Origin of the sequence: Arthrobacter sp. Soil762 (assembly GCF_001428335.1) — a bacterium.
Taxonomy (GTDB): Bacteria; Actinomycetota; Actinomycetes; order Actinomycetales; family Micrococcaceae; genus Arthrobacter.
Genome location: NZ_LMSG01000022.1, coordinates 116,502 through 141,496 on the forward strand (window position 1 = coordinate 116,502; position 24,995 = coordinate 141,496).

The following is a 24,995-nucleotide window of genomic DNA, read 5'->3' on the forward strand; positions in this document are numbered from 1 at the left end:
TTCCCTCCATTCGGGAATTGCGGAAAGTTTTGGGCGGCGGGCCCGGGTCCCATGGAAGAGGCACGGGCCCGCCAGTAGAAAGGGAGGCGGTGGGACTACTTGCGCGGTTCCAGCGACGTCAGCACCAGGACGGTGGTCGGCGACTTCACCGAGAGGGTCGCATACGGGTTGTCCTGAGTGGGCCAGCCGGTGAACCGGGTGTCGTTGAAGGCGCCCCATTCCGGGCCGGAGAACAGCGGCACCAAGGGGGCGACGTCGTTATATTCTTCCTGGAGTTTGTCGGCGATGCCCTTCTGCTTGGACTCGTCGGCCTCCGCGGCGAACTCGGCGAGCAGCGCATCAGCCTTGGCGTCCCCGAAGCGGTGGTAGTTGTCGAAGGTTTTGGTGCCGACCGGCTTGACCGTTGTGGTGCCCATGGTGGTGTTGAAGTACTTGTACGGGCTGGGGTCGTTGGCGCTCCAGACGATGCCCGAATCGAAGTCCCCCGTCTCGTAGCCGGCTACCACCGCGGCCCAGTCCGGGGAATCAACCTTGGCTGTCACGCCGACCTCGGCGAGGTTCTGGGAAATCACGTTGGCCACGGAAAGCCAGTCGGATGAAGAAGCGCCAACGGAGATCTTGAATTCGAAAGGCGTGCCGTCCTTCAGCGTGCGCTTGCCGGCGGCTCCCTTGGCGTAACCGGCCTTGTCCAGCAGCTGGTTCGCAGCGTCCAGATCCAGTTTGGTCCAGGTGCAGTTGTCCTTGACGCTGGCGTTCATCCACTTTTCATAGTTGCCGGACAGGCCCGTGCAGTCGGCCGGCTTCGCGTAGCCGCTCATGCCGATCTTGGTCACCTGGTCGCGGTCCACGGCCATGCTGAGTGCCTTGCGGACGTCAACGTCGTTGAAGGGTGCCTTGGCGGTGTTGAGTTGCCAGTTGATCGTCGCGCCCGTGGCCGGGAACCAGTACTGGCGGTGTTCCTTGTCCTTGGAGACAAAGGTCTTTTCAATGTTGGGAATGTACTGCGGCGCCCAGTCGACGTCGCCGTTCGCGGCGGCGAGGTTGGCGCCGTCGTTCCCGGCGAAGGCAAGCATCTTGATGCCGGCGATCTTCTGCTTTTCCGGCTGCCAGTAGTTGGGGTTCTTCTTCAGCACGAAGGACTGGGCCTGGAAGCTGTCCACTTCGGTGTACGGGCCGGTGCCCACCGGCTGGGCGTTGGCATCCTTGCCCGGATCAGCAAGCGCGGACCAGATGTGCTTGGGCAGGATGGTGAGCTGGCCCAGGTCGTAAAGGGCCGGCGACCAGGGCTTGCTGAAGCTGAAGGTGACCTTGTTCGTGCCCTCGGCAGTCACCGTTTCGAGGTACTCAAAGCCTCCCTTGATCTTCTTCTGGAGTTCGAAAGTGTAAGCGACGTCTTCTGCGACGAACGGCTTTCCGTCCGACCACTTCACTCCATCGCGGAGGGTGAAGGTGATGGACTTGCCGTCGGCTGCCGCCTGCCACTCAGTGGCGAGCCACGGCGTGGTGTCCCCCTTGGCCGGGTTGAAGATCAGAAGGGACTCGTAGATCGACTGCTGCACCATGGGGTTCACCGTGGGTGCGAAGGGGTTGAAGTTCTGGACAAACGTGCCCATGTCCTCGCGGGGAATGGTCAGGAAGGCGCTCTCGGCTGAGGCGCCGGTGGCACCTGTTGTGCCCTGGTTCGCTGAGCAGCCGGTGAGCAGGAGGGCTCCCACGGCCAGGCCGGCCGCCGTGATGCGGGCAGCCCTGAAGAATCGCTGTTGTGTCATGATGGGTATCTCTTTCCTCTCTTCATCGCTGAAGGTGAAGGTGTGGTTGGGGTTTGCTTTTCAGGTAATGATTTGCCGTCAGACTGAAAAGCGTTCTAGCAGCGGACAGTCGACCATTTGCTGATGGGCGGTGATCGGCTGTCCTGCTGTAAGGCTTGCGAGTGTCTGGACACCCAGCGCACCCATCTCCTCGAAGGGCAACGCAACCGTGGTCAGTTTTGGCCTGAGGTAGGCCGCAATGAGTTCCTGGTTGTCGAAGCCGATCACGGCGATGTCTTGGGGGATGGCGAGCCCGCGCTCCTTGATGGCGTCGTAGGCGCCCATTGCCATCCGGTCGTTGAGGCAGAACAAGGCAGTTGGCCTGCCTTCCCCAGCGGGATATCTATCAAGAATTTGGCAGGCTGCCTCGTAGCCGCCGTCCGCCGTCGCGTATCCCGAGACTAGAAGATCAGGGTCCAGTTCCAGCCCTGCTTCGGCGAGTGCTTCACGGCACCCCTCCAGTCGTCCGACGGCGGCGGGGATGTTCGGATCCAGGTTGATGACACCGATTCTGGAGTGGCCTGCCTGGAGCAAACGCTCGACGGCGACGCGCCCACCTGCGCGTTCGTCCGGGACGATCGAGGGCAGCTTCCCGTCCGCGTCGAAGCAGTTGATCAGGACAGTGGGCACCTCATTGGCGCTTTTCGGAACGTGCACGGCCCGGTGGAAGGTGGCCGCGTACAGAAGTCCTTCCACCCTCTGCTCCAGCAGCTTTTCAAAGGCTGCATCCTCCATGCCCTGGTTGGGTCCTACGGCATCGGCCTGGTCGGAGGGCGCGATGAGCAGGAACCGGCGGGACAGCCAGGCCTGGTCCTGTGCGCCCTTGATGATGTCCACGGCGAACGGTGCCGTGACAATCTCCGTGACGATGCCGTACCAGTCGCTTCGCTGGGACGCCAGTGCCCGGGCACCGGCGTTGGGACGGTAGCCGAGTGTTTGGACGGCCTCAAGGATGCGGTGCTTGGTGTCCTGCGAGACGTTGGCATGCTCCCGGTTGCTGAGTACGAAGGACACGGCGGTGCGGGACACTCCGGCGTACTTGGCCACATCCGCCATGGTGACGCCACGCTGCGCGGGGGCCGCCGCCGTACCTGCGCGTGTCTTCGCTGCAGGTACGGGTGGGGTGCTGTTCGCCATTGAATGCTCCGGGACTTCTGGGTGGGGCCCGTCTGGTGACCGGCCGGATTCTTTTAGTTACGCGCGTTACATGCCGCGTGTGATTTAGGTTACGCGCGTTACATGGAAACTGTCAACGGCTGGCGAAAACTTTCTATGGGGGTCCAGGCTTCGTCGCGCCGACCGCTCCTATGACGCGCAATTTCCCCACCGACACGGAGAATCCCCGACGACACCTATATTTCGGTGTCACCAGGGAATGTGCGCGTCGACAAGGAATATGCGCGGCGTGGACCGGCCGGGAAGCAGACGGTTGTTAAAGAAGAAAAGCATCAGTTCCGAAGAACTGATGCTTCCCAGTGGTGGCTCCGACCGGCGTCGATCCGGTGACCTTTCGATTTTCAGTCGAACGCTCTACCAACTGAGCTACAGAGCCTAGGTGACATGTCACCTTGACCGCCGGAATTTCTTCCGGCAATCAGAGCGACCCTGACGGGACTTGAACCCGCGACCTCCGCCGTGACAGGGCGGCGCGCTAACCAACTGCGCTACAGGGCCTTGATTTTCTTGCTTCGCGGCATCGCTACCGCTTTTTTCAAGGCTTCCAGCTTACCAGACGTTTTCAGCCCGCCAGACCAGTTCCTTGCGTACCCCCAACGGGATTCGAACCCGTGCCGCCGCCGTGAAAGGGCGGTGTCCTAGGCCGCTAGACGATGGGGGCCAGAACCCGTTCGGCACAAAATAAAAGGCTTCGAGCCGAGGCTCTCAGTCTTCTCGTTTGCAGTTGCTCCGAACTGGACTCTAAAACTATAGGGCCTCGGTGGGAATAACTCAAAATCGGCTCGAAGACACCTGACTGAAGCGGCCGGAACAGGCGAAGATGGACAGATGGATGCCGTCGCCGCACTCAATGAAATTGCTTTCTGGTTGGAACGGGAACGCGCTGCCACCTTCAAGGTCCAGGCCTTCCGGAAGGCGGCGGGGATTATCGGCGCGCTTGACCCTTCCGAGGTGGCCGCCCGGGCCCGGGACGGCAGGCTCAAGAGCATGAAGGGCATCGGCGACAGGACCTACCAGGTGGTCCGGCAGGCCGTGGACGGCGAGGTGCCCGAGTACCTTGAGGATCTTCGCCAGCGCAGCGCGGCGCCTCTGGCGGACGGCGGGGCCGAGCTCCACGAAGCGCTCCGGGGCGACCTCCACAGCCACAGCGACTGGTCCGACGGCGGCTCCCCCATCCAGCTCATGGCCGATGCTGCGCGCCTGCTGGGCCGCGAGTACCTGGCCCTGACGGATCACTCCCCCAACCTGACCATCGCCAACGGGCTCAGCGCCGAGCGCCTGACCGAACAGCTCGACGTTGTGGCCACCATCAACGCTGCCGCCGCAGTTGACGGCAAAAAGGACGGATTCCGGCTCCTCACCGGCATCGAAGTGGACATCCTGGAATCCGGCGAACTGGACCAGTCACCGGACATGCTGGAGCGGCTGGATATTGTGGTGGCCAGCGTCCATTCGAAGCTCCGGGCAGACCGCGACACCATGACGCGGCGGATGCTCCAGGGCATCCGGAACCCCCGGACCAACGTGCTGGGCCACTGCACCGGACGCCTGGTGGAAGGCTCGCGCGGCACGCGGCCCCAATCGGACTTCGACGCCCGTAAGGTCTTCGCCGCGTGCGCGGAATCCAACGTGGCGGTAGAAATCAACTCCCGCCCCGAGCGGCAGGACCCGCCGGATGACCTGATCCAGCTGGCCCTCGACGCCGGCTGCCTGTTCTCGATCGACAGCGACGCCCACGCTCCGGGCCAGCTCGACTTCCTCCAGTACGGAGCGGCCCGCGCCGCGGACAACAACATTCCCGCAGAGCGCATTGTCACCACCTGGCCCCTGGAACGGCTGCTGGAGTGGTCGGCCCGGGATTGGCAGAAACTCGACTAGACGTGACCGATTCCCGCCAGCTGCGGGCGTCGCCCCGGGGATAGATTGGCAGCATGGCTTCCAGCACCCCTCCCAGCGCAGCAACAACAACGGCGCTTCGCCCACCCCCTGGCCGCACTAACGCGCTCGGCGTCGCCGCCGTGGTGGTCACCGTGGTGCTCTGGGCTTCGGCATTCGTGGGGATCCGGGCCATCGGCCCCACCTTCTCCCCCGGATCCCTGACCCTGGGCAGGCTGGCGGTTGCCGCCGTCGTGCTCGGCGTACTGGTGCTGCCGCAGCTGGCCAAGAGCAGGGTGCTGCCGCAAGGCCGCGAATGGTGGCCCATCCTGGGGTACGGCGTGATGTGGTTCGGCGGCTACAACGTGGCCCTGAACGCGGCGGAACACCTGCTGGACGCCGGGACCGCCGCCCTGCTGATCAACGTCAACCCCATCCTCGTTGCCATCATGGCCGGTTTCTTCCTGAAGGAGGGCTTCCCGCGCTGGCTGATTATCGGGAGCCTGGTGGCGTTCGGCGGGGTGGCGCTGATCGCGCTCGGATCCGGCTCAGGTTCCGGGGAACGTTCGACGGCGGATGTGGCGGGCGTGCTGCTCTGCCTCCTTGCCGCCGTGCTCGCCGCCGTCAGCGTCATCATCCAGAAGCCGGTGCTGCGGAAGTTCCCGGCGGGCCAGGCCACCTGGTTCGGCATCATGGTGGGGGCGGTCTGCTGCCTGCCCTTCAGCGGCCAGCTGGTGTCCGAACTGCAGTCCGCCCCGCTGCCGGCAACACTGGGCCTGGTGTATCTGGGCGTCTTCCCCACCGCCATCGCGTTCACCACGTGGGCCTACGCGCTGTCGCTGATTGACGCCGGAAAACTGGCGGCCACCACCTATCTGGTGCCGGGCACCACCATCCTGATCTCCTGGCTGGTCCTCAGCGAAGTCCCCGCCGTGCTGGGACTGGTGGGCGGCGTGGTCTGCCTGGTGGGTGTGGGCCTGACCCGCCGCAGGTCCCGGTAGGGGCTCCATTCACCGCGGCACTGCTGTGCCCGCGATGATCGGCGTGGCCAGGGCAACAGCCGGAGCCTCCAACCTGCTGACTTCCGTAAATTCAAACCCGGCCTCGCCGATGGATGCCACCGTATTCCGATTGATGTGGCACCCGGGCGCCACGCAGCGGCCCCACAGACCGTCCAACCTGTCCTGCCAGCGGGCCGGCCGGCCCTGTCCGCGGACATGTTCCAGCACCGCTAGTGTCCCGCCGGGTTTGAGGACCCTGCGCGCCTCCAAAAGGGCAAGCCGCTGATCCGGCACCGAGCACAGCACCAGGGTGAACACAACGGCGTCCGCTGCGCCGTCCGGCAGCGGCAGGTGCTCCGCATCGGCGTCGGAAACCTCCACCGGAACGGGCGACTCCCCCAGGCGTGCCCTCAATCTGGCCCGCATGTAGGGGTCCGGTTCCACGAGGATTACCCGGTCAGCACGGCGGAAATGCCGCAGGTTTGCCCCGGTGCCTGCGCCGACGTCCACCACGGTTCCCGTCAGCCCTGAGAGCAGCAGCGCCCGGCGCGGACCGAGCTCCCTGCGCTCCACAGAGGCCGACAACGTGTCGTACATGGCGGCAAAAAGGCGATGGCGGACGGACATCCGGCTCCTCACAGGCGGTCAGGGATGGGATTCAGTATGCGCGCCAACCCGGCTGCGGACTAGAGTCTGCATATGCCCGTCAACCTGCCGCCCGGCCTGCCCATCATCCCGGATGGCCCGCAAGAGTCCGGTCCGTTCGAGATGTCCGCTGACGATTTCGAGGCCGCCGTCACGGATGCCCTGGGCCTGATCCCCGCCAAACTGGCGGCGGCCATGGACAACGTGGCGGTGTTTGTCGAAGACGACTACGTGCCCGGCCCGGGCGAGGATCCGGACACCGTTCTACTGGGCCTCTACGAGGGCGTTCCCTTGACGGAGCGGGATTCATGGTGGGATGCCGGTTCGCTGCCGGACCGGATCACCATCTTCCGTCAACCCATCCTGGACATCTGCGGGTCCCGCGACGAGGTGATCCAGGAAGTGGCCGTGACGGTGGTCCACGAGATCGCCCACCACTTCGGCATCGATGACCGGCGGCTGCACGAGCTCGGCTGGGACTAGCCTTGTAGGCATGGGACACGACCACAGCCACACACACGGGATCACGGCAACAGGCCGGCACCGCAAACGGCTCATCGCCGTCCTGGCCATCACCCTGGCGGTGGTGGTGGTCCAGGTGATCGGCGCGGCGCTGTCCGGATCATTGGCCCTGCTGGCTGATGCCGGCCACATGCTCTCCGACGCGGCAGGCGTGACCATCGCGCTCCTGGCTGCCTGGATCGCAGGACGCCCGGCGAGTGACCTGCGGACCTACGGCTACCAGCGTGCCGAGGTCCTGGCCGCCCTGGCCAACGCGCTGATCCTGATTGTCATCTCGGTGGTTATCTTCACCGAGGCCATCCGCCGGATCGGCTCGGCGCCCGAGGTCCACACCGACATCATGCTCTTCGCCGCCATCCTGGGCGCGGTGGCCAACCTGGTCTCGCTGCTGATCCTGCGCGGCGCGCACCAGGACAGCCTGAACGTCCGGGGCGCCTACCTTGAGGTGCTGGGCGACCTGCTGGGCTCCGTCGCCGTCATCGTTGCTGCCCTGGTCATCATGTTCACCGGCTACCAGGCCGCCGATACGATCGCCTCGGTGCTCATCGCCCTGATGATCCTGCCGCGGGCCTGGAGCCTGCTGCGGGATGTGGTGGACGTCCTCCTGGAGGCAACCCCCAAAGGCGTGGAAGTCCAGATGATCCGCGAGCACATTCTCAGCGTTGACGGAGTGGTGGACGTCCATGACATCCACATCTGGACCATCACGTCCGGCGTGCCCGTGTTTTCGGCCCACGTGGTGGTGGAGGACGGCGTCCTGAATGCCCGCGGCGCAGATCAATTGCTGGACAAGCTGACCACCTGCCTGGGCTCCCACTTTGACACCGAGCACTGCACTTTCCAGCTGGAGCCTGCCAGCCACTCGGAGCACGAATCGCGCCAGCACGCCTAGCAAGCAAGGCGGTGAGGCTGACATCCTCTGCGTGCTGCTCCTGCGGAGCGGAAGTCGATTCCGCGACACGCCGGTCCAGATGTGCCGGAATTGCACTCTTGTTGTTTATGTTATTGATGTGACCAGTGTTGCCAAAGTGCACACGCTCACGTAGCCTCGGACTGCTGGGAGATCAGCAGAGGGGCTCCTTGTGCCGCCACCAGACCTCGCTCCCCCAGCCCTATTGCGTGCGAGGTTCTGCGAATGGGTTTGACCGGATCCGGCCTGAAGGCCGCCGTACTGTGCACCGCCGTCGTACTTTTCGGCACCATGACCCTCCCCGCCCAGGCAGCGCCGCTACCGCAGGCTCCAACAGTCCAGCGTCCGGCGTCACCGGAACTTCCCACCCCGGAGGACATCGCCACGGCTAAGGCGAGTGAACGCGCGACGGCGGATCAGGTCGCCATCATCGAACGCCTCCTGGCCGACGCCACCAGCGCCCAGCAAGCCACGTTTGCTTTGTCGCTGCAAGCCAACAACGCCTTCGGCGAAGCCCTGGTAGAACTGCAGGACCGCAGGACGGCTGCGGAAGTGGCCACGGCCAAGGCCACCGCTGCGACCAACGAGCAGGACAGGACCCGGAAACAGGTCGGCCAGCTCGCCGGTGACCTCTACCGCAACGGCGGGCTGAACCCGACGCTGGGCACCTTCGTCAGCGGCAATGCCGAAGCCCTGCACCAGGCCGCGACGCTGGAAGCCATTTCGGCCAGCCGGAGCCGTGCCTTCGAAGCGGCCGCATCAGCAGCGTCCGCGGCTCAGTCGCTGACGGCCGCCGCCGACGACGCCAACCGGGCCGCCGATGACGCCGCCCAGAAGGCCGAAGCCCGCAAGGAAGAGGCCGAACAAGCCAACGCCACCCAGGCCAAGGCCGTAGCCGAAGCCGCGGCGCAGCGGACAATCCTCGTGGAGCAGCTCGCCCAGCTGCGGAACACCACAGTGGCCCTCGAATCAGCTCGCATTGACGCTTTGGACCGGCAGCGAGAGGAAGCCAAGCTCGCCGAACTGACTGCGGCTGCTGATCGGGCTGCGGCCCAAGCAGCGCCAGACCGGCCCTCAGCCGGACCGGCCGCTGGCGGGAACCTGCCGGCCGCACCGGCACCCGCACCAGTTCCAGCACCGGCACTCGCGCCTGCACCAGCCCCGGCACCTGCTCCAGTTCCGGCACCCGCCCCCGCACCGGCACCCGCTCCAGCCCCCGCACCAGCCCCAGCTCCGGCGCCTGCACCCGGGCCAACACCCGCTCCCTCGCCGGGCGGCTCGAACGAGACTGCCGTCTCCGTGGCGATGTCCAAGGTGGGGTCACCGTACTTCTACCAATACGGCGGCACCGGCCCCAACGGTTTTGACTGCTCCGGCCTCGTGCAAACGGCCTTCGCCGCCGCGGGCAAGTACCTGCCGCGCACCGCTGCCCAGCAGTACGCGGCAGCCCCCGTTCACGTGCCGATCTCCCAGGCCCGGCGTGGCGATCTGCTGGTCTGGGGCTCAGCGCCGGGTTTTTATCACGTGGCCATCTACCTGGGGAACGGCCAGGTAGTGCAGGCGCTGAATCCGGACGAGGGCATCGGCGTGACCCAGTTGAGCTGGATGGCCGGGATGCAGCTCCACCCTTACGCCGCCCGCTACTGACCGGGCCAGGGCTCCGTTCCTAGGCACCTGTCCGGGACTCCAGGCGCAGCGCTCTAGTCTCAGGGAGAAAGCGCAGGACATCCAGGCTCAAGGCATCCACGCTCAGGACAGAACGTCCTTGGTGACGAACCGGCCATAGGCGAGCGCCCCGAAGACGGCGATGTAGCCCGCCTGCAGCAGCGCGTTGCTGGCAAAAGAGTCCCACAAAACCGGTTGGCGCAGGACGTCCGCGAAGCCGAACCAGTAATGCGTAAACAGCCAGGGGTGCAGCCATTCCAACTGCGGCAATTGGTCCAGGACCTGCGAGACCACTGACAGAACCACAGTGGCGGCCATGGCGCCCACCGGTACCACCGTCAAGGTGGACAGGAACAGGCCGATCGCCGAGAGTCCTGCCAGGGACACCGCAAGGTAGGCAGCAATCAGGACCAGCCGCAGTGCGGCCTCAGGAGGCTGGACGACGTCGCCGGACAGGAGCGTCACCGGCCCTACGGGAAACAGCGAAGCTCCGATCGCTGCCCCGGCCAGTGCCACCGTGACGGGCGCGGCGATGCAGAACGCCAGCGCGCCGGCGTACTTCACGAGCAGCAGGCGCACGCGCCCGGCGGGCGCCACCAACAGGTAACGCAGCGTGCCCAGGCTCGCCTCGCCGGCGATTGTATCGCCCGCCACCACCCCAATGGTCAGGGGAAGAAAGAGCGGCACGGAGACCAGCATCGCCGTGACGGCCACAAACAGCCCGTTCTGGCTGATCCGGTCCAGGAAGGCAGGTCCCCTTCCGGGAGGAACGGATGACGAGAGCCGGACGGCGACGGCGATCAGCACCGGTATCGCGGCAAGCGCCAGCAGCATGGCCGCGGTCCGGCGACGCCGGAACAGCGTCTTCAGCTCAGACGCCAGCAGGGACAGGCTCGACGGCGCACCTGGAGCGCTATTGGGCAATGTCGAACCCCTCCCCCGTCAGCGCCACAAAGCGCTCCTCCAGGCTCTCGCGCTCAACGGAAAAGCCCCGCACCCGCACCCCGGCCGCCACGAGCTCCGCCACAATGTCCTCCGGGGCCGCCAGCCGCGACGCAGCGGCGACGGCGGTCAGCACGTCCCCGTCCGGTTCAGGTGTTCCGGCCTCAGGGCTTCTCTCCGGGGACATGCCCAACCGCAGCAGGACCTCACTTGCCGTCCCGGCGTCGGGCGTTAACAGGCGGATCCGGGTCTCACCGGCCTGGCGGAGCTCCGCCAGCGGCCCCTGGGCCACGAGCCGCCCGGCGCTCATGATGGCCGCGTGCGTGCAGATCTGTTCCACTTCTGCCAGGAGGTGGCTGGAGACGAAGACGGTGGCGCCGTCGGCGGCCAGCGACCGGACCAGGCTCCGCACTTCCCGCGTTCCCTGCGGGTCCAGTCCGTTGGTGGGCTCATCGAGCACCAGCAGTTCCCGCGGCGACAGCAGCGCGTTGGCGATCCCCAGCCGCTGCTTCATACCCAGGGAGTAGGCGTGGACCCGCTTGCCGGCGGCGTGTGAGAGGCCCACCCGCTCAAGCGCGGCAGCAACTCGGGCGGTCCGGGAAGCGGGCGCCGCATGCCGGCTGGCAGCATCCAGGCGGTGCAGGTTGGCGGTGCCGGAAAGGAACGGATAAAACGCCGGCCCCTCCACCAGCGCACCGACGCGCGGCAGGACCTCATGCAGCCGCTGCGGCATCTGCAGGCCCAGGACGCTGACGGTTCCGGCCGACGCCGCGGCAAGGCCCAACAGCATCCGGATGGTGGTGGTTTTGCCCGACCCGTTGGGGCCCAGGAACCCGAACACGGCGCCGTGGGGAACCGCGAGGTCCACGTTGTCGACCGCCAGCTGGTGGCCGAAACGCTTGGTCAGGCCTTGGGTCTCGATGGTCAGCCCGGCCGTCCCATTGCCTGTGGAAGTGGTCCGGGCGGCGGCTATCCCGGTGGCAGCCGTCCCCTCGGCCGCAGTCACGCCGCGCCGGCGGCGGCCTGCAGCCGCTCCGCCGGGACCATCCCCACAAAGACCCTGCCGTCGTCCGTCAGGAGGACGTTGACCAGTGCCGTGGACAGGAGCCGTCCGCCAGGAACGACGACGGCGGCCTGGGACAGGAGCGGATCCTTCAGCAAGGATTCAGTCCAGGCAGCCCCTTGCCCGCCGGGTGCCGAGGGGAACCCGATCACCGTTTCCCAGCCCTTGCCGGTCACCGTTGGCCGTGGTGCGTCGCGGTGGCGCAGGCTGGCGTCGCTGCCGGGAACCTTGTCCGGGGCGGGGGGCTCTTCCGGCACGGCGGTGGGCTGGTCCAGCGGAACCGCGTCCGGAGGAACCTGGTCCGGGCCGCTGTCTGGAACCACGCCGGGCGTAATCCCACCGGGACTGGGCGGGAGGGCTGGCATGCCGGGCATATACGGGACCGGCGGCACTGGCAGCTCTTTGACTGTGGCACCCGGCGGGGCAACAAACGTAAACACCGAGTCGTCCGGAGCCGCCAGGGACAGGCTGGTGAAGCCGGCCTCAAAAGCCGGTTCCGCCTGGCCGCGTGCCATCACAGTTACGCGCAGCGGCATTCCTGTCTCGCCGTCGACGGCGATGGCAACCTTCTCAAGCAGTGTTCCCTGCGTCCTTGGCGCCAGTGCCAGGCTGTAGGCGGACCGGCCGGCGACTTCGACGTCCGGACCCACCGTCACCTCGGTGGAACTGTCTACGACGGCGAGGAACTTCCGGGCCAGATCCTCGGGCGTCGGCATTACGGGGGGCACTGGCGGGCCGGGCAGGATGGGCAAGGGCAGGTCGGGCTTCGGAAGGTCCGGACCCGGCAGGTCCCGGCCCGGCAGGTCGCCGGGCGGTGCGGGAGGTCCTGGCAGTGCGGGAGGTTCAGGCGGTGCGGGAGGTTCAGGCGGTGCGGGAGGTTCAGGCAGGGCGGGAACTCCGGGCACAGGCAGCGGCAGGTCGCTGGCGAACGCCGGCAGGGCCAGGTGGGCGGCGCTGTTGTCCTTGGAGTTGTAGAACCACACGTCGTTGTCCCGCCGGATGACGTCGCGTTCAGCCAGCCGGTCCATCACTTGGACCCGCATCTTGGTTGGCCCGTCCATAAAGATCCGGGCGGTGTGTTCGCCGGTCAGGAACTCCACGACCGACGCGGCCCCGCCGGCCGACACCGGTCCGGAGCTGGGACCGGCGGCCGGCAGTTCGGGCAGGCCCAGCTCGGCGGACTGCTGTACTGTTCCGGAGAATGACCTGGTGTTGTGCTGGCCCAGGAGGGTCAGGACCTCAGCCGGAGACTTTTGTGGCAGCGGATCGCCGGCCCGCGCCGGAATGGATCCCACCAGCACACCGGCGGCGATCACTGCGGGTACAGCTGCGGCAGGCACCCAGCGCAGCCATGCGCGGTTCATGCCAGCCCCGCTTCATCCTTGGAGCCCATACTTCAGGTTACGCCTGGGGACCGCCGCGGCACACGTCCCCTTCTGGAAGTCATGCCGAGGGGCACTCCGGCTACGACGGCACCACGGTTCCGGCGCCGCCGTCGACCGTTATTTCCTGCCCGGTGAAGAGCCGGAGCGTGGCGTCCGGGACGCCCACCACCGCCGGGATGCCGTACTCTCGCGCCACCACGGCCCCGTGCGAATTTGGTCCGCCCATCTCCATCACCAGTCCGCCCGCGGTGAGGAACAACGGCGTCCAGCCGGGGTCCGTGGACGGCGCCACCAGGATTTCCCCCGGTTCCAGATGCGCACCCACCGGGTCCAGGATCACACGGGCGGCCGCTGTGACAACACCGGCCGACGCCGGGCTCCCGCTCAGTGCCCCCGGCACCTTGGATGCCGTCACAGCGTCGCCGGATGGAATGGCTTCCGGCTCCGTGCCGTCCGACAGCAGCACCCGGGGTATGTGGCGCCGTTCAAGTTCCACGGCGTAGTCCGCGCGCCGCTGCGCCACCAGGTCCCGGAGGTCAGCTGCTCCCGAATCGAGGCCGGTCCGGGCTTCATCCAGGTCCAGGAAGAAGATGTCATCAGCGTCGGCTACCACCCCTGCCGCAGCCAGCGCCGCGCCGGCCAAGCCCAGTTGCTTCCGCACTTCGGCGAGGCCCACCACCAGCTGGTACTTGGGCAGCTCGCGCAGTCCGGCGAACAGCCTGGCCCGACGCAGCGCGGCCCGGACCACCGTTCCGCGCAGCCGGCCGCGGCTCCGTGCCTCCGCGACGAGGCGGTCAACGCAGGCGTCCGCTTCCTCGGCGGCGTTGCTGAACTGGACATCCGGCGCCAGCGCGGAACCCTCAAGCCGGAGATAGTTGGCCAGGACACCCAGGATATGGGTGGGGTCATCAGACCAGCGCGGCATACCGACATCGATCTCGGCCACCGCCCGGTGACCGTACTGGCCCATAAACCGCGCCAGTCCGGACTGCAGCACCGCGGGCAGCTGGCCCGCGCGGAAGTCTTCGGCCAGCTCGGCCGGTTTCCGGTCCGTCACGGCGGCGCGGGAACCGCCGTCGTTCTTAATCACCTGGGCGAGGCGCCACAGCTCCAGGTCCATCTCCGTGGTGACGTTGTTCGGCAGCCCGCGGAGCACAACCTGCAGGTCATCCCACCGGCCGCCGCCCAGCAGTTTTCCGGCGAGCGCGAGGGCAGCGAACCCGAGAGCCGGGAACGGCAGGATGGACGGCACTACCGAGAAGATGCGCGTGCCGAGTACGTGTTCGGCGTGGTCCAGGCGCTGCAGCGGCGTGAGGCCGGCGGACGGTTCGAGGGAGTCGGCGAACTCGCGCGCCCGCCGGTTGGTCCGGCGAAGGGCTGCGTCCGGGCGGAAGACGGCCCGGAGCAGCGACTCCGGCACCCGGGCATGCACCGCCGCCGGGACAACGTGCCGCAGCAAGCCCAGCGGCGTCCTGTGCGTCACGGAAAACCGCGGGTCCTCGAAAACCCGGCGCAGCACCGTCGCCGAGCGAGCTTCCATCACGTCAAAGACGCGGGGAACGATCCGCCGGCCGGTGGTGCTGCGGGCTACGGCGGTCAGATCAAAGTAGATCCGCTGGGCCGCCACTGCGTAAGGGGACGGACCCCTGCGCGGCTCGGGCACATCGAACTGCGCCGCGCGGGCCACCGAGGAGGCAATGAGCCGGAAGGCTGCCAGGCCCATGGGCGTGATGGGGCGGGTCAGGCCTTGCGCCAGGCTGAAGCAAAGGTAAACGCGCGTGCCCGCCCCGCCGGCGGCCCGCTGCGGGACGGGGAACAGCGTGGTGATGGGCCGCGACTGGGTCAGCCAGAAATGACCATCGCCGGCAATGGCCCATTCAATGTCCTGCGGCGAGCCAAAGTGACCCTCCACCCGGTGGCCTAAGGCTGCAAGTTCGGCGGCCTGCTTGTCCGTCAGGCACGCCGCGGCCCCGCCGTTGCTGATGGCCAGAGTCCGTGTGCCGCCGCCGGGGATGGGCCGGACCGCGATCCGTTTGTCCCCAAGCCGGCGTTCCAGCACGCGCCCGGTGAGCGGGTCCACGACGAAATGGTCCGGGTTCACGGCCCCGGACACTACCGCTTCCCCCAAGCCCGGGCTGGCATCGATCACGGCCTGCTTACGGCGGCCCGTCAGCGGGTTCGCGGTGAAAAGCACGCCGGCGGCGGTGGCATCCACCATCCGCTGGACCACCACGGCCAGCGCCACCGCGGCCGGGTCTATCCCCCTGCTTGCCCTGTAGCTGACCGCCCGGTCCGTCCAGAGCGAGGCCCAGCAGTTGCGCACGGCTTCCACGACGGCGGCAGCGCCCACCACGTTCAGATATGTGTCCTGCTGGCCGGCGAAACTCGCCGACGGAAGGTCCTCCGCAGTGGCCGAGGACCGGACGGCCACCGGAACGTTGTCGCCCAGGGCTGTGTACGCCTGTTCGACGGCGGCGGCCACCTCGGGAGGTACCGGGGCGTTTTGGACCAGGTCCCGTGCCCGGGACGCCAGCGCAGCCAAGGCGGGGAGGTCGCCGTCGGGCGTTGCCTGAAGAGCAGTGTGGACGTTGGCGAGCAGACCGTCCGTTCGGTGCGCGTGGCCCGCGGTCGCTTGGCGGTAGGCCTCCGTGGTGAGGCAGAAGCCGTCCGGCACGGGCAGCCCGGCGGCGAGCAGTTCCCCCAGGTTGGCCGCTTTGCCACCCACCAGGGGAACCATTGCTGCGGTGACCGCCTCCAATCCGAGGATGGGAGACGAACTGCCGGTGTCAGGCATTTTCATGCCTCCTGCTGCGAAGGTGATGGGTCAGGCTGCGCCGGGGATCGGTCCGAACTGCGCCCGGTCGGCCAGCCGCGGATCGTCGCGGTCCGGAACCACCAGGACCGGGCTCTTGGCGTGGTGGAGCACGCCGCCGGACGTGGAGCCCAGGAGCATGCCGGTGAACCCGCCACGGCCCCGGGTGCCCACAACCACCAGTTCTACGTGCCGGCTGGCCTCAACGAGAACATCCACGGCCGAACCGTCCAGCAGTTCCGACTCCACGGAAAGGTTGGGGTAGTGGCTTTTGAGCCAGGCCATCCCGGCGTTGAGTTGGACCCGGATGTCATCGAAGAGGGCTTTGCGGTCCATGGGGGCCGGAACCCAGGCCAGGGAGCCGCTGAACTGCGGCACCGCACAGATCACGCGCAGGGTTGCCCCGAGCCGTTCAGCCTGGTCCGCAGCCTCCAGCACGGCGATGCGTGCCTGTTCGGACCCGTCCACGCCCACCACGACAACGTTCTCGACCTGCTTGTGTCCTGGCTGTGCCTGCTCGGCCCTGATGCGCTTGTCTTCGGTGGTTTCGCCCAGCCGGTCCGAACACACCAGCGGCACCGTGACCGTGGGGCACTTGGCGTGAGCCGGCAGGGCGCTGCTCACCGAGCCCAGCAGGCGTCCCACAAATCCGCCGCGGCCGCGGGTGCCGAACACCAGCAGATCGGCTGTCTCGGACATTTCCAGGAGCACGCCTGAAGCGTCTCCGTTCTCCACGGAGCCGTCAACTTCGATGTTGTAGCCGGAAACCTTGTCCAGCGCCTGCTTGACGATCGCTTCAGCACCCTCGCGGATCACGGAATCATCCACGGTGGCGTACCCGCCGTCCAGCCCGGACGCCGCAAAGATCGGTACTGAATACGCGGTGACAATATGCAACGGCCGACGGCGGCGCTCGGCTTCCCGGGCTGCCCACACTAAAGCGCACTGGCCGTGGTCGGAACCGTCCACCCCCACAACGATCCCCACCGGAGCAGCCGAATTTCCGGCCCGGTCCTGTTCCGGATCCGGATGCATCTCTTGTGCGCCCATCGGGCCGCCTCCTCGCGATACTGCCTTATGTTGCGGCTATTCTGCCAGAAGCGGCGCCCTCCGCCCGCACCGGCCGCGATGTGGGCCCCGACGGACTGGAGAACCCTGCTTCCGCTTCTCACTATTCTCGGTCCGCAGACACTTAGCAAGCGGCTGCGGACCGCTGGATGACGGGTTATCCACAGCCCATGGCAAACGGAGTGGCAACCGTATTCAACGTTAAGAAGAATGTTTGTGTTTGGGCTATCCACGGCCCTGAATGTTCTGTAGTCTTCGAGGCACTGCCGGTCCGCCGACGCCCATTCAGGTGCGTCCGGGCCGGTGCTGCGGCCGGACTTTGGGGGTAACGGAACGCATGCGGGGCAACGCTGCCTGCATCCGAAAGCCTTTGAAGGAGGAAAACTGTAGTGTCAAGCATGCCTGTGAATGGCGGGACCGAACGGACCACCACGGTGATCATCGGCACGGGGCTCTCAGGCCTGGCTGTTGGCGCAGAACTGCGCCGCCGCGGCGTGGACGCGATTGTGGTGGACGGGCTCGACATCCTCGGCGCCGGACAGCCGGCCAACACTGCTTCACTGCAGCGCTGCGACGCAGCAGACTCCGACTCCCTCCGGGAGCGCAACGAGATCCTCCGCCACCTGCGCAACTACGCCGCCAGCCACCACATGGATGTCCGCAACACCACCCGGGCGGTTCAGCTGACCATGGTGGGCGGCGCACCAGGCGGAAATACTGCAGGAACAGCCGCGGGCTCCCCGTCCGGCAAGTGGGAAGTCCATACGCCCAACGGCATCCTGCTGGCTGACAACATTGTGCTGACCCGGTGCGCGCACAGCCAGCTGCGGCGCATGCTCAGCGACTTCGGCATCACGGTTGGCCGCAACCTGGTGGCAGCCATGCGGCAGATCGGCATCTACCTCGTGGGAGTGGGCGAGCTCATCACGCCCTCACCCAAGGAAGTCCTGCGTCAGGCGAAGACCGTGGGCCAGGCCATTTCAGCAACGGTCCAGGCCACGGTCCACCCGGAAAGCGCCGCCGCCGTCTAGGCCTGTTCGGTTTCGTCGTCGCTGCCTGCGGTGAGGCGGCGCTTCGCGAGGATACCGATGGCCACCAGCAGCCCGACGGCCACCGCGGCAAAGATCACCAGGCTCCATGGGAACGGTTCGGACGCGTCTTCGCCCGGGGCCGGAGCTGCCACGGTTCCCGGCTGCGCGGTTCCCATCGTGGGAACAGCGGCCGACGGCGATGCTCCCGCCGACGATGTTCCCGAGGGCGCGGCTCCCGCCGCCGCGGCGGTCGCCGTGAAGCCGAACGTTCCCTCGATCGCGTGGGAATCCGAGCTGACCACCCGCCAGGCCACCGTGTACGCCCCCGCCGGAGCGCCGGCCTTGAGCTTTTGGGTGGCAGTGCTGTCCACAATCTCAACAGCGCCGTCCGCCCACTCAGCCCCGGCGGAATCCTTGACGGAGAACTGTGCGCCGATGCCCAGCGGGTTCTTGTTGAAGGTGACGGAGACCTGTTCCGGCGTTGTGGCCACCGTGGCGCCCTGCGCCGGGCTGCTGGACTCGGCGGCATCATGTGCCGACGCCGGGGCGGAAAACCCCAGCAGCGCGGCGGCGAGAACGAAGCTCCCGAGCACAACGCTCAGCAACTGGCGGCGGATGGATCGCATGGGTGTACTGCTCCCTTGGGTTGGCGTCCTTCAAGCCTAGGCGAACTTCCCCGGGCAGCGGCAGCGCGCACTGCACCCGCACGCTTCCCCGGCACGCTTCCCGGGCACGCTTCCCGGCACCGGCATTCAGCCGGCGACGTAGGCCGCGAGGTGCTTGCCGGTGAGCGTGGACTTGGCGGCCACAAGCTCTGCGGGCGTGCCCTCGAAAACGACCTTGCCGCCGTCGTGCCCTGCGCCGGGACCCAGGTCGATGATCCAGTCGGCGTGCGCCATGACCGCCTGGTGGTGCTCGATGACGATGACCGATTTGCCGGACTCGACGAGCCGGTCCAGGAGCCCGAGGAGGTTTTCGACGTCGGCGAGGTGGAGGCCGGTGGTCGGTTCGTCGAGGACGTAGACGTCGCCCTTCTCGGCCATCTGCGTGGCCAGCTTGACGCGCTGCCGCTCGCCGCCGGACAGCGTGGTGAGCGGCTGGCCGAGCGTCAGGTAACCAAGCCCGACGTCGACGAGGCGGTCCAGGATCTTGTGCGCGGCGGGCGTGCGGGCCTCCCCTTCGCTGAAGAACACTTCAGCCTCTGTCATGGACATGGCCAGCACCTCGGAGATGTTGCGGCCGCCCAGCGTGTATTCCAGCACTGACGCCTGGAACCGCCGGCCCTCGCAGTCCTCGCACGTGGACTCGACGGTGGCCATCACGCCGAGCTCGGTGAAGATGACGCCCGCGCCGTTGCAGGTGGGGCAGGCACCTTCGGAGTTGGAGCTGAACAGCGCCGGCTTCACGTTGTTGGCCTTCGCGAAAGCCTTGCGGATCGGCTCGAGCAGGCCTGTGTAGGTGGCGGGGTTGCTGCGGCGGGAGCCCTTGATGGCGCCCTGGTCGACTACCACCACACCGTCACGTCCTGCCACCGAACCGTGGATCAGCGAACTTTTGCCCGAACCGGCCACACCGGTCACCACGCAGAGCACGCCGAGGGGAACGTCGACGTCGACATCCTGGAGGTTGTGCGTGGAGGCGCCACGCACCTCGAGGACGCCGGTCGAGGTTCGCACGGATCCCCGAACCTTCGCACGGTCGTCGAGGTGGCGGCCGGTGGTGGTGTCGCTCCGCCGCAGACCCTCGACAGTGCCCTCGAAGCAAACGTTGCCACCCGCGGTGCCGGCGCCGGGGCCGAGATCGACCACGTGGTCGGCGATGGCGATGGTCTCGGGCTTGTGTTCAACCACGAGGACGGTGTTGCCCTTGTCGCGCAGCTGCAGCAGCAGCTGGTTCATCCGTTCGATGTCGTGCGGGTGCAGGCCGATGGTGGGTTCGTCGAAGACGTAGGTGACGTCGGTGAGGGACGAGCCCAGGTGCCGGATCATCTTGGTCCGCTGCGCCTCGCCGCCGGAGAGGGTGCCTGCCGGGCGGTCCAAGGAGAGGTAGCCCAGCCCGATTTCGGTGAAGGAATCCAGCAGGTGCCGCAGGCCTTTGAGGAGCGGCGCAACCGACGGCTCGTTGAACTCGCGGACCCACTCGGCCAGATCGCTGATCTGCATCTCGCAGAGATCGGCGATGTTGTTGCCCTGGATCCTCGAGGACCTGGCCTCGGGGCTGAGCCGCGTGCCCTCGCATTCGGGGCAGGCCTGGAAAGTGATGGCGCTTTCCACGAAGCGCCGCACGTGTGGCTGCATCGCCTCGACGTCCTTGGACAGCATGGACTTCTGGATCTTCGGGATGATGCCTTCGAAGGTGAGGTTGATGCCCTCAACCTTGATCTTGGTGGGCTCGGCGTACAGCATCGTCTCGAGCTGCTTCTTCGTGAACGTGGCAATCGGCTTGTCCATCGGCAGGCCCATGCCCTCGAACAGCCGGCCGTACCACCCGTCCATGCTGTAGCCGGGGACGGTCAGGGCACCGTCGGCGAGGGACTTGGTGTCGTCGTACAAAGCGGTGAGGTCAAAGTCGGAGACCGAGCCCATGCCCTCGCAGCGCGCACACATGCCGCCCAGGTAGACGGCGTTCTGCACCACGGCTTTCTCCACCCGGCCGCCGGCCTTCTCGGTGCTCATCACGCCGCTGGCCTTCCGCGTCGGGACGTTGAAGGAGAATGCCGTGGGCGGCCCGACGTACGGGGTGCCCAGCCGGCTGAAGAGGATCCGGAGCATGGCGTTGGCGTCCGTGGCAGTGCCCACCGTGGAGCGAGGGTTCGCGCCCATCCGCTCCTGGTCAACGATGATCGCCGTGGTCAGCCCGTCAAGGTGGTCCACGTCGGGCCGCGCCAGGTTAGGCATGAACCCCTGCACAAAGGCGCTGTAGGTCTCGTTGATCATGCGCTGGGACTCCGCGGCGATCGTCGCGAACACCAGTGAGCTCTTGCCGGATCCGGACACCCCGGTGAACACCGTCAGGCGCCGCTTGGGGATCTCGATGCTGATGTCCTTGAGATTGTTCTCCCGGGCGCCCTGCACACTGATCAGATCGTGGCTGTCGGCAACGTGGGTCGCGGGGAGCTGCTGGACTGTCGACGTGTCAGTAGTCATGGTGTCTCCAACATTGCTCGGCATTGTGAGGTTCCTGACAGACATTCTAGGCGCGCACACTGGACGCGGTCCCCGCCCTCTAGGATCGAGTAACCCCAACAACACATCCCGGAGGACTAATGCTTAAGCAGGGCTCTGCCTTGGACCGGTACTTCAAGATATCCGAGCGGGGGTCCAACCTCTCCCGCGAGATCCGCGGCGGCTTTGCCACGTTCTTCGCCATGAGCTACATCGTGGTGCTTAACCCCCTGATCCTCTCCGGCCCGGATTCCAGCGGCAACACACTTGGTTTTGCCGCAGTGGCCGCTGTGACGGCTTTTGTGGCAGGCATCCTCACTATCCTGATGGGCGCCTGGGGCAGGCACCCCTTCGCGCTGGCCGCGGGGCTGGGCGTGAACGCGTTTGTGGCCGTCACGGTCGCCACGAACCCGGGCCTGACGTGGCCGGACATGATGGGCCTGGTGGTCCTGTCCGGCGTGACCATGATGATCCTGGTCCTCACCGGTTTCCGGACCGCCGTCTTCAAGGCCGTCCCGGACGGGCTCAAGACCGCCATCGTGGTGGGAATCGGCCTGTTCATCGCCCTGATCGGGCTGGTGAATGCCGGCTTTGTGCGCCGGATCCCGGACGCTGCCGGCACCACCGTTCCCGTGGGCCTGGGCTTCGACGGCAAACTGCTGGGCTGGCCCACGGCCGTCTTTGTGTTCGGCCTGATCCTCACCATCGCCCTGGTGGTCCGCAAGGTCAAGGGCGCCATCCTGATCGGCATCATCGCCGCCACCATCATTTCCGTGATCCTTGAAATGACCCTCCACATCGGCCCCAGCTTTGACGGCACTACCGCCAACCCTCAGGGCTGGTCCCTCGTGGCGCCGTCCTTTACGGGGTGGAGCGCCCCGGACCTGTCGCTGATCGGCAAGGCCAACCCGTTCGGCGCTTTTGAACACCTGGGCTTCGTGGCCGCCACCCTGCTGGCATTCGTGATCCTGCTCAGCATCTTCTTCGATGCCATGGGCACCATGGTGGGCCTGGCCAACGAGGCCGGCACTGTGGACAAGGACGGCAACATCCCGGACGTGGACCGCGTGCTCCAGGTGGACGCGCTCGGCGCGATCGTGGGTGGCGGTGCGTCCGTCTCCTCGAACCAGATCTATGTTGAGGCCGGCGCCGGGATCGGCGAGGGTGCTCGGACGGGCGTGGCGTCCATCGTCACCGGCCTGCTGTTCCTGGTGGCCATGTTCTTCACCCCGCTGATCAACCTCGTTCCGTTCGAGGCGGTGGCCCCGGCCCTGGTGGTGGTGGGCTTCATGATGGTCTCCCAGGTGGGCAAGATCGACTGGCAGGACTGGGGAATCGCCATCCCGGCTTTCCTGACCATGACCCTGATGCCGTTTACGTACTCCATCGCCAACGGTCTCGGCGCAGGCTTCATCGCCTATGTCCTGATCCGGGCGTTCCAGGGCCGCATCAAGGACGTCCACCCGCTGATGTGGGCGGTGGCCGGCGCGTTCCTGCTGTTCTTCGCCGTCGGTCCCATCGAGGCCGCACTGGGCATGCCCTAGCCCTTCAGCACATACCGCCGCTCGGGCCTGCCCACGCCGTACTTAAGCCGGACCTCCAGCACGCCTTCATCGTGGAGGTACTCCAGATACCGGCGCGCACTAACCCGGGACGTGCCCAACTGGGCGGCCACTTCGGCGGCGGAGAGGTCGCCGTCGGCCTCCTTCAGGGCAGCTTCCACGAGCTTCAGCGTTTCGATGCTGCAGCCCTTCGGCAGCGGCCGATCGGTCCGGTCCAGCCCGAACACCCGGTTCACGTCCGACTGCTCCGCCACATCCTTGGCCGAGTCGAGGCCCTGGTAGGCGCTGCGGTAGTGCTCCAGCCGTTCCTGCAGGTCAGTCTGCGAGAAGGGCTTGATGAGGTAGTGCACTATCCCGCCGCGAAGGGCCTTGCGCACCGTGTCCACCTCACGGGCGGCGCTGATCACCAGGACATCCAGTTCCGGGGCCACTTCGCGCAGTTTGTGCATCAGGTCCAGGCCGTTGATGTCCGGCAGGTGGATATCGAGCAGCACCAGGTCCGGTTGCAGCCGCCCCGTTTCGATGACCGCCTGGGCGCCGGTATGGGCCACCCCGACGACGGCGAACCCGGGAGTGCGCTGAATGAACCCTGCGTGGACCTTGGCCACCATAAAGTCGTCATCGACGATCAGGACTTTGATCATTGCTGCATTCTCCGTGTTCGTTCCAGCCGGGCGGTGAAGACCGCCCCGTTGTTGTTGGTTACCGTGAGGTCGCCGCCGCTGCGCCGGCAGACCACCCGCGAGAGCGCCAGGCCGAAGCCCCTGCTGCCGCCGGGGCCCGGGTCCTTGGTGGTGAAACCCTGCTGGAAGATCTCCCCCTGATCCCCGGCGACGCCGGGGCCGGAATCGCGGACGGTGACCGTCACGCCGTCGGCTGTGTCCTCCACGAGCACCCTGACCGCTGCCGCCGGAAGCCCGGTGACGGCGTCGAACGCGTTGTCCACCAGGTTCCCGACCACCGTGGTCAGGTCGCGGGACAGCTCATCGTCAACGCGCTTCAGCCCGGATTCCGGGTCTAGCTGCAAGGTGACCCCGCGTTCGGTGGCGAGGCTCGACTTGGCGATCAGCAGGGCGGCGAGCGCCGGGTCCTCGATGCGGCTTGTGACCTCGTCGTTGAGCCGGGTCCTGTCCAGGGTGGCACCGTTGACGAACTGGACCACGGAATCGTATTCACCGATCTGGATGAGGCCGGAGATCACGTGCAGCTGGTTGGCGAATTCGTGAGCCTGTGCGCGGAGAGTGTCGGTTGCCGTCCGGGTGGCCCCGAGTTCCCGCTCGAGTGCCGACAGTTCCGTGCGGTCGCGCAGTGTGGTGACGGAGCCGATGTCGCGGCCGCGCGAACGGATGGGAACCCGGTTCAGCACCACGAGCCGGTCGCCAACGAGCACCAGCTGGTCCGGCTCCGGCTGCTCGCGGGTGAGGACTTCCTTGAGCGCTGGCTCCACGGACAGGCCGGCCAGGCGCTTGCCCACACAGTCAGCGGGGAGGCCAAGCAGCGCGCGGGCACTGTCGTTGGCCACGGTGATGCGCTCGTGCGGGTCCAGCGCCACCACACCTTCCTTCAGGCCATGCAGCATGGCCTCGCGGTTTTCCACCAGGCCGGTGATTTCGCTCGGTTCCATGCCCAGGGTCTGCCGCTTGACCCGGCGGGAGAGCAGCAGCGAGCCGGCAACACCCAGCACGCTGGCAACACCGAGATAGGTAAGGAGGTTGGGCACGGCATCCCCCAGCCGCTCCAGGACGGAGGGATAGTTCCGGCTGATGGCGGCGATGCCGATGACTTTTCCAGCGTCGTCGAGGACCGGAACGTGCGCGGACAGCTCCTCCGTACCGGATCCTTCCACCACGCCGGTCCACGCGCGGCCTTCGAGCACGCGGCTGGCGCCGAGTTCCAAGGGCTGCCCCAACAGGCTGGGATTGGAGGAGGCAACCACCGTGCGGTCGGGCTTCGCTAGCGCCACGTGCGAGGATCCCGAGACTGTCCGCACCGACTCGGCCACGGCGGGAAGGGCTGAGCCGCCGCGGGGTTCGGCCGCGGGCAGCAGCGCCCGGACGGTGGGATTGGCACCCAGGGCTTCGGCAGCGGACAGCGCCCGGCGGCCCTCAACCCGTTCGAACGCCGCAGCGGACTGGGCGAGGGAGATGGCCACTACGGCCACCAGGACGGCGAAAACGATGAGCAACTGCAGAACCAGGTACTGCCCCGCAAGGGACATGCCTCTTCGTCGAGTCACTGTGGTTCTTTCCTCTGGTTGCGTGGTCTTTGATTGTCGGGTCTCTGGTGGTCAGGCTACCTGAACTATGGGCGCTGCATAGCGCCGGTGGGCCACCGGAAACGTGAACGCAATGAACTTAACTTTCTCT

19 protein-coding genes and 3 tRNA genes are annotated in these 24,995 nt (G+C 66.9%); 7 read left to right on the plus strand and 15 right to left on the minus strand.

All coding sequences use genetic code 11. The features are described from left to right. Nucleotides 1–95 precede the first annotated feature (95 nt). From ASG77_RS19385 to ASG77_RS19405, 5 genes are all read right to left on the minus strand, one after another. On the minus strand, nucleotides 96–1,769 hold the full coding sequence (locus tag ASG77_RS19385; protein WP_056348790.1) for an ABC transporter substrate-binding protein: 1,674 nt from the start codon (nucleotides 1,767–1,769) through the stop codon (nucleotides 96–98). Between the two features lie 78 nt (nucleotides 1,770–1,847). Further along, the gene (locus ASG77_RS19390; protein WP_056348793.1) at nucleotides 1,848–2,945 is read right to left on the minus strand and encodes a LacI family DNA-binding transcriptional regulator; all 1,098 of its coding nucleotides are present in this window, start codon (nucleotides 2,943–2,945) and stop codon (nucleotides 1,848–1,850) included. Nucleotides 2,946–3,284: 339 nt separating this feature from the next. After that, nucleotides 3,285–3,360: transfer RNA gene (locus ASG77_RS19395), tRNA-Phe, on the minus strand. A 48-nt stretch (nucleotides 3,361–3,408) separates the two neighbouring features. Further along, nucleotides 3,409–3,482 (minus strand) — tRNA-Asp (locus tag ASG77_RS19400). Nucleotides 3,483–3,572: 90 nt separating this feature from the next. Then, nucleotides 3,573–3,645, minus strand: a tRNA-Glu gene (locus ASG77_RS19405). A 167-nt stretch (nucleotides 3,646–3,812) separates the two neighbouring features. Here ASG77_RS19405 and ASG77_RS19410 point away from each other — a divergent pair. Both ASG77_RS19410 and ASG77_RS19415 read left to right on the plus strand, forming a co-directional pair. Further along, a complete protein-coding gene (locus ASG77_RS19410; RefSeq protein ID WP_056348798.1) occupies nucleotides 3,813–4,862 on the plus strand; it encodes a PHP domain-containing protein in 1,050 nt (349 codons plus the stop codon). 53 nt (nucleotides 4,863–4,915) lie between these two features. Beyond that, entirely contained in the window at nucleotides 4,916–5,860 is a 945-nt protein-coding gene (locus tag ASG77_RS19415; protein WP_056348801.1) for a DMT family transporter, read from the plus strand. Between the two features lie 9 nt (nucleotides 5,861–5,869). On the opposite strand, the gene ASG77_RS19420 is transcribed toward ASG77_RS19415, so the two are convergent. After that, nucleotides 5,870–6,487, minus strand: a complete 618-nt coding sequence (locus tag ASG77_RS19420) for a class I SAM-dependent methyltransferase (RefSeq protein WP_056348804.1) — start codon at nucleotides 6,485–6,487, stop codon at nucleotides 5,870–5,872. Between the two features lie 72 nt (nucleotides 6,488–6,559). Between ASG77_RS19420 and ASG77_RS19425 the strand changes: the two genes are divergently transcribed. From ASG77_RS19425 to ASG77_RS19435, 3 genes are all read left to right on the plus strand, one after another. Further along, complete coding sequence (locus ASG77_RS19425; protein ID WP_056348808.1) at nucleotides 6,560–6,988, plus strand: metallopeptidase family protein; 429 nt, start codon at nucleotides 6,560–6,562, stop codon at nucleotides 6,986–6,988. Nucleotides 6,989–6,998: 10 nt separating this feature from the next. Then, nucleotides 6,999–7,919 (plus strand): cation diffusion facilitator family transporter, encoded by a 921-nt coding sequence (locus ASG77_RS19430; RefSeq protein WP_056348812.1) that lies wholly within the window; start codon nucleotides 6,999–7,001, stop codon nucleotides 7,917–7,919. A gap of 243 nt (nucleotides 7,920–8,162) precedes the next feature. After that, nucleotides 8,163–9,584, plus strand: coding sequence for a C40 family peptidase (locus ASG77_RS19435; RefSeq protein ID WP_056348815.1), 1,422 nt, complete (start codon nucleotides 8,163–8,165; stop codon nucleotides 9,582–9,584). A gap of 102 nt (nucleotides 9,585–9,686) precedes the next feature. Here the strand turns inward: ASG77_RS19435 and ASG77_RS19440 are convergent, their stop codons facing one another. From ASG77_RS19440 to ASG77_RS19460, 5 genes are all read right to left on the minus strand, one after another. After that, entirely contained in the window at nucleotides 9,687–10,484 is a 798-nt protein-coding gene (locus ASG77_RS19440; protein ID WP_082576164.1) for an ABC transporter permease, read from the minus strand. A gap of 31 nt (nucleotides 10,485–10,515) precedes the next feature. Further along, nucleotides 10,516–11,472: an ABC transporter ATP-binding protein gene (locus ASG77_RS19445; RefSeq protein WP_056349028.1), complete on the minus strand. Its 957-nt coding sequence runs from the start codon at nucleotides 11,470–11,472 to the stop codon at nucleotides 10,516–10,518. 74 nt (nucleotides 11,473–11,546) lie between these two features. Next, nucleotides 11,547–12,971 carry a LolA family protein gene (locus ASG77_RS22745; protein ID WP_056348822.1) on the minus strand — a complete coding sequence of 475 codons (1,425 nt, stop codon included), beginning with the start codon at nucleotides 12,969–12,971 and terminating at the stop codon, nucleotides 11,547–11,549. Between the two features lie 100 nt (nucleotides 12,972–13,071). Continuing rightward, on the minus strand, nucleotides 13,072–15,786 hold the full coding sequence (locus ASG77_RS19455; protein ID WP_235564686.1) for a PEP/pyruvate-binding domain-containing protein: 2,715 nt from the start codon (nucleotides 15,784–15,786) through the stop codon (nucleotides 13,072–13,074). Between the two features lie 30 nt (nucleotides 15,787–15,816). Then, on the minus strand, nucleotides 15,817–16,854 hold the full coding sequence (locus ASG77_RS19460; RefSeq protein ID WP_056348829.1) for a universal stress protein: 1,038 nt from the start codon (nucleotides 16,852–16,854) through the stop codon (nucleotides 15,817–15,819). A 416-nt stretch (nucleotides 16,855–17,270) separates the two neighbouring features. Here ASG77_RS19460 and ASG77_RS19465 point away from each other — a divergent pair, with 416 nt between their 5' ends. Continuing rightward, the gene (locus ASG77_RS19465) at nucleotides 17,271–17,903 is read left to right on the plus strand and encodes an FAD-dependent oxidoreductase (protein ID WP_056348832.1); all 633 of its coding nucleotides are present in this window, start codon (nucleotides 17,271–17,273) and stop codon (nucleotides 17,901–17,903) included. Here the strand turns inward: ASG77_RS19465 and ASG77_RS19470 are convergent. Then, nucleotides 17,900–18,529 carry a copper resistance CopC family protein gene (locus ASG77_RS19470; protein ID WP_056348834.1) on the minus strand — a complete coding sequence of 210 codons (630 nt, stop codon included), beginning with the start codon at nucleotides 18,527–18,529 and terminating at the stop codon, nucleotides 17,900–17,902. The genes ASG77_RS19465 and ASG77_RS19470 overlap by 4 nt on opposite strands. 126 nt (nucleotides 18,530–18,655) lie before the next feature. After that, nucleotides 18,656–21,049, minus strand: coding sequence for an ATP-binding cassette domain-containing protein (locus tag ASG77_RS19475; RefSeq protein WP_056349031.1), 2,394 nt, complete (start codon nucleotides 21,047–21,049; stop codon nucleotides 18,656–18,658). Between the two features lie 119 nt (nucleotides 21,050–21,168). Here ASG77_RS19475 and ASG77_RS19480 point away from each other — a divergent pair, with 119 nt between their 5' ends. Next, a complete protein-coding gene (locus tag ASG77_RS19480; protein WP_056348837.1) occupies nucleotides 21,169–22,611 on the plus strand; it encodes an NCS2 family permease in 1,443 nt (480 codons plus the stop codon). On the opposite strand, the gene ASG77_RS19485 is transcribed toward ASG77_RS19480, so the two are convergent. Next, complete coding sequence (locus ASG77_RS19485; protein WP_056348840.1) at nucleotides 22,608–23,273, minus strand: response regulator; 666 nt, start codon at nucleotides 23,271–23,273, stop codon at nucleotides 22,608–22,610. The genes ASG77_RS19480 and ASG77_RS19485 overlap by 4 nt on opposite strands. Continuing rightward, nucleotides 23,270–24,847, minus strand: coding sequence for a sensor histidine kinase (locus ASG77_RS19490; protein WP_056348844.1), 1,578 nt, complete (start codon nucleotides 24,845–24,847; stop codon nucleotides 23,270–23,272). The genes ASG77_RS19485 and ASG77_RS19490 overlap by 4 nt, the downstream gene beginning before the upstream one ends. Nucleotides 24,848–24,995: the final 148 nt, after the last annotated feature.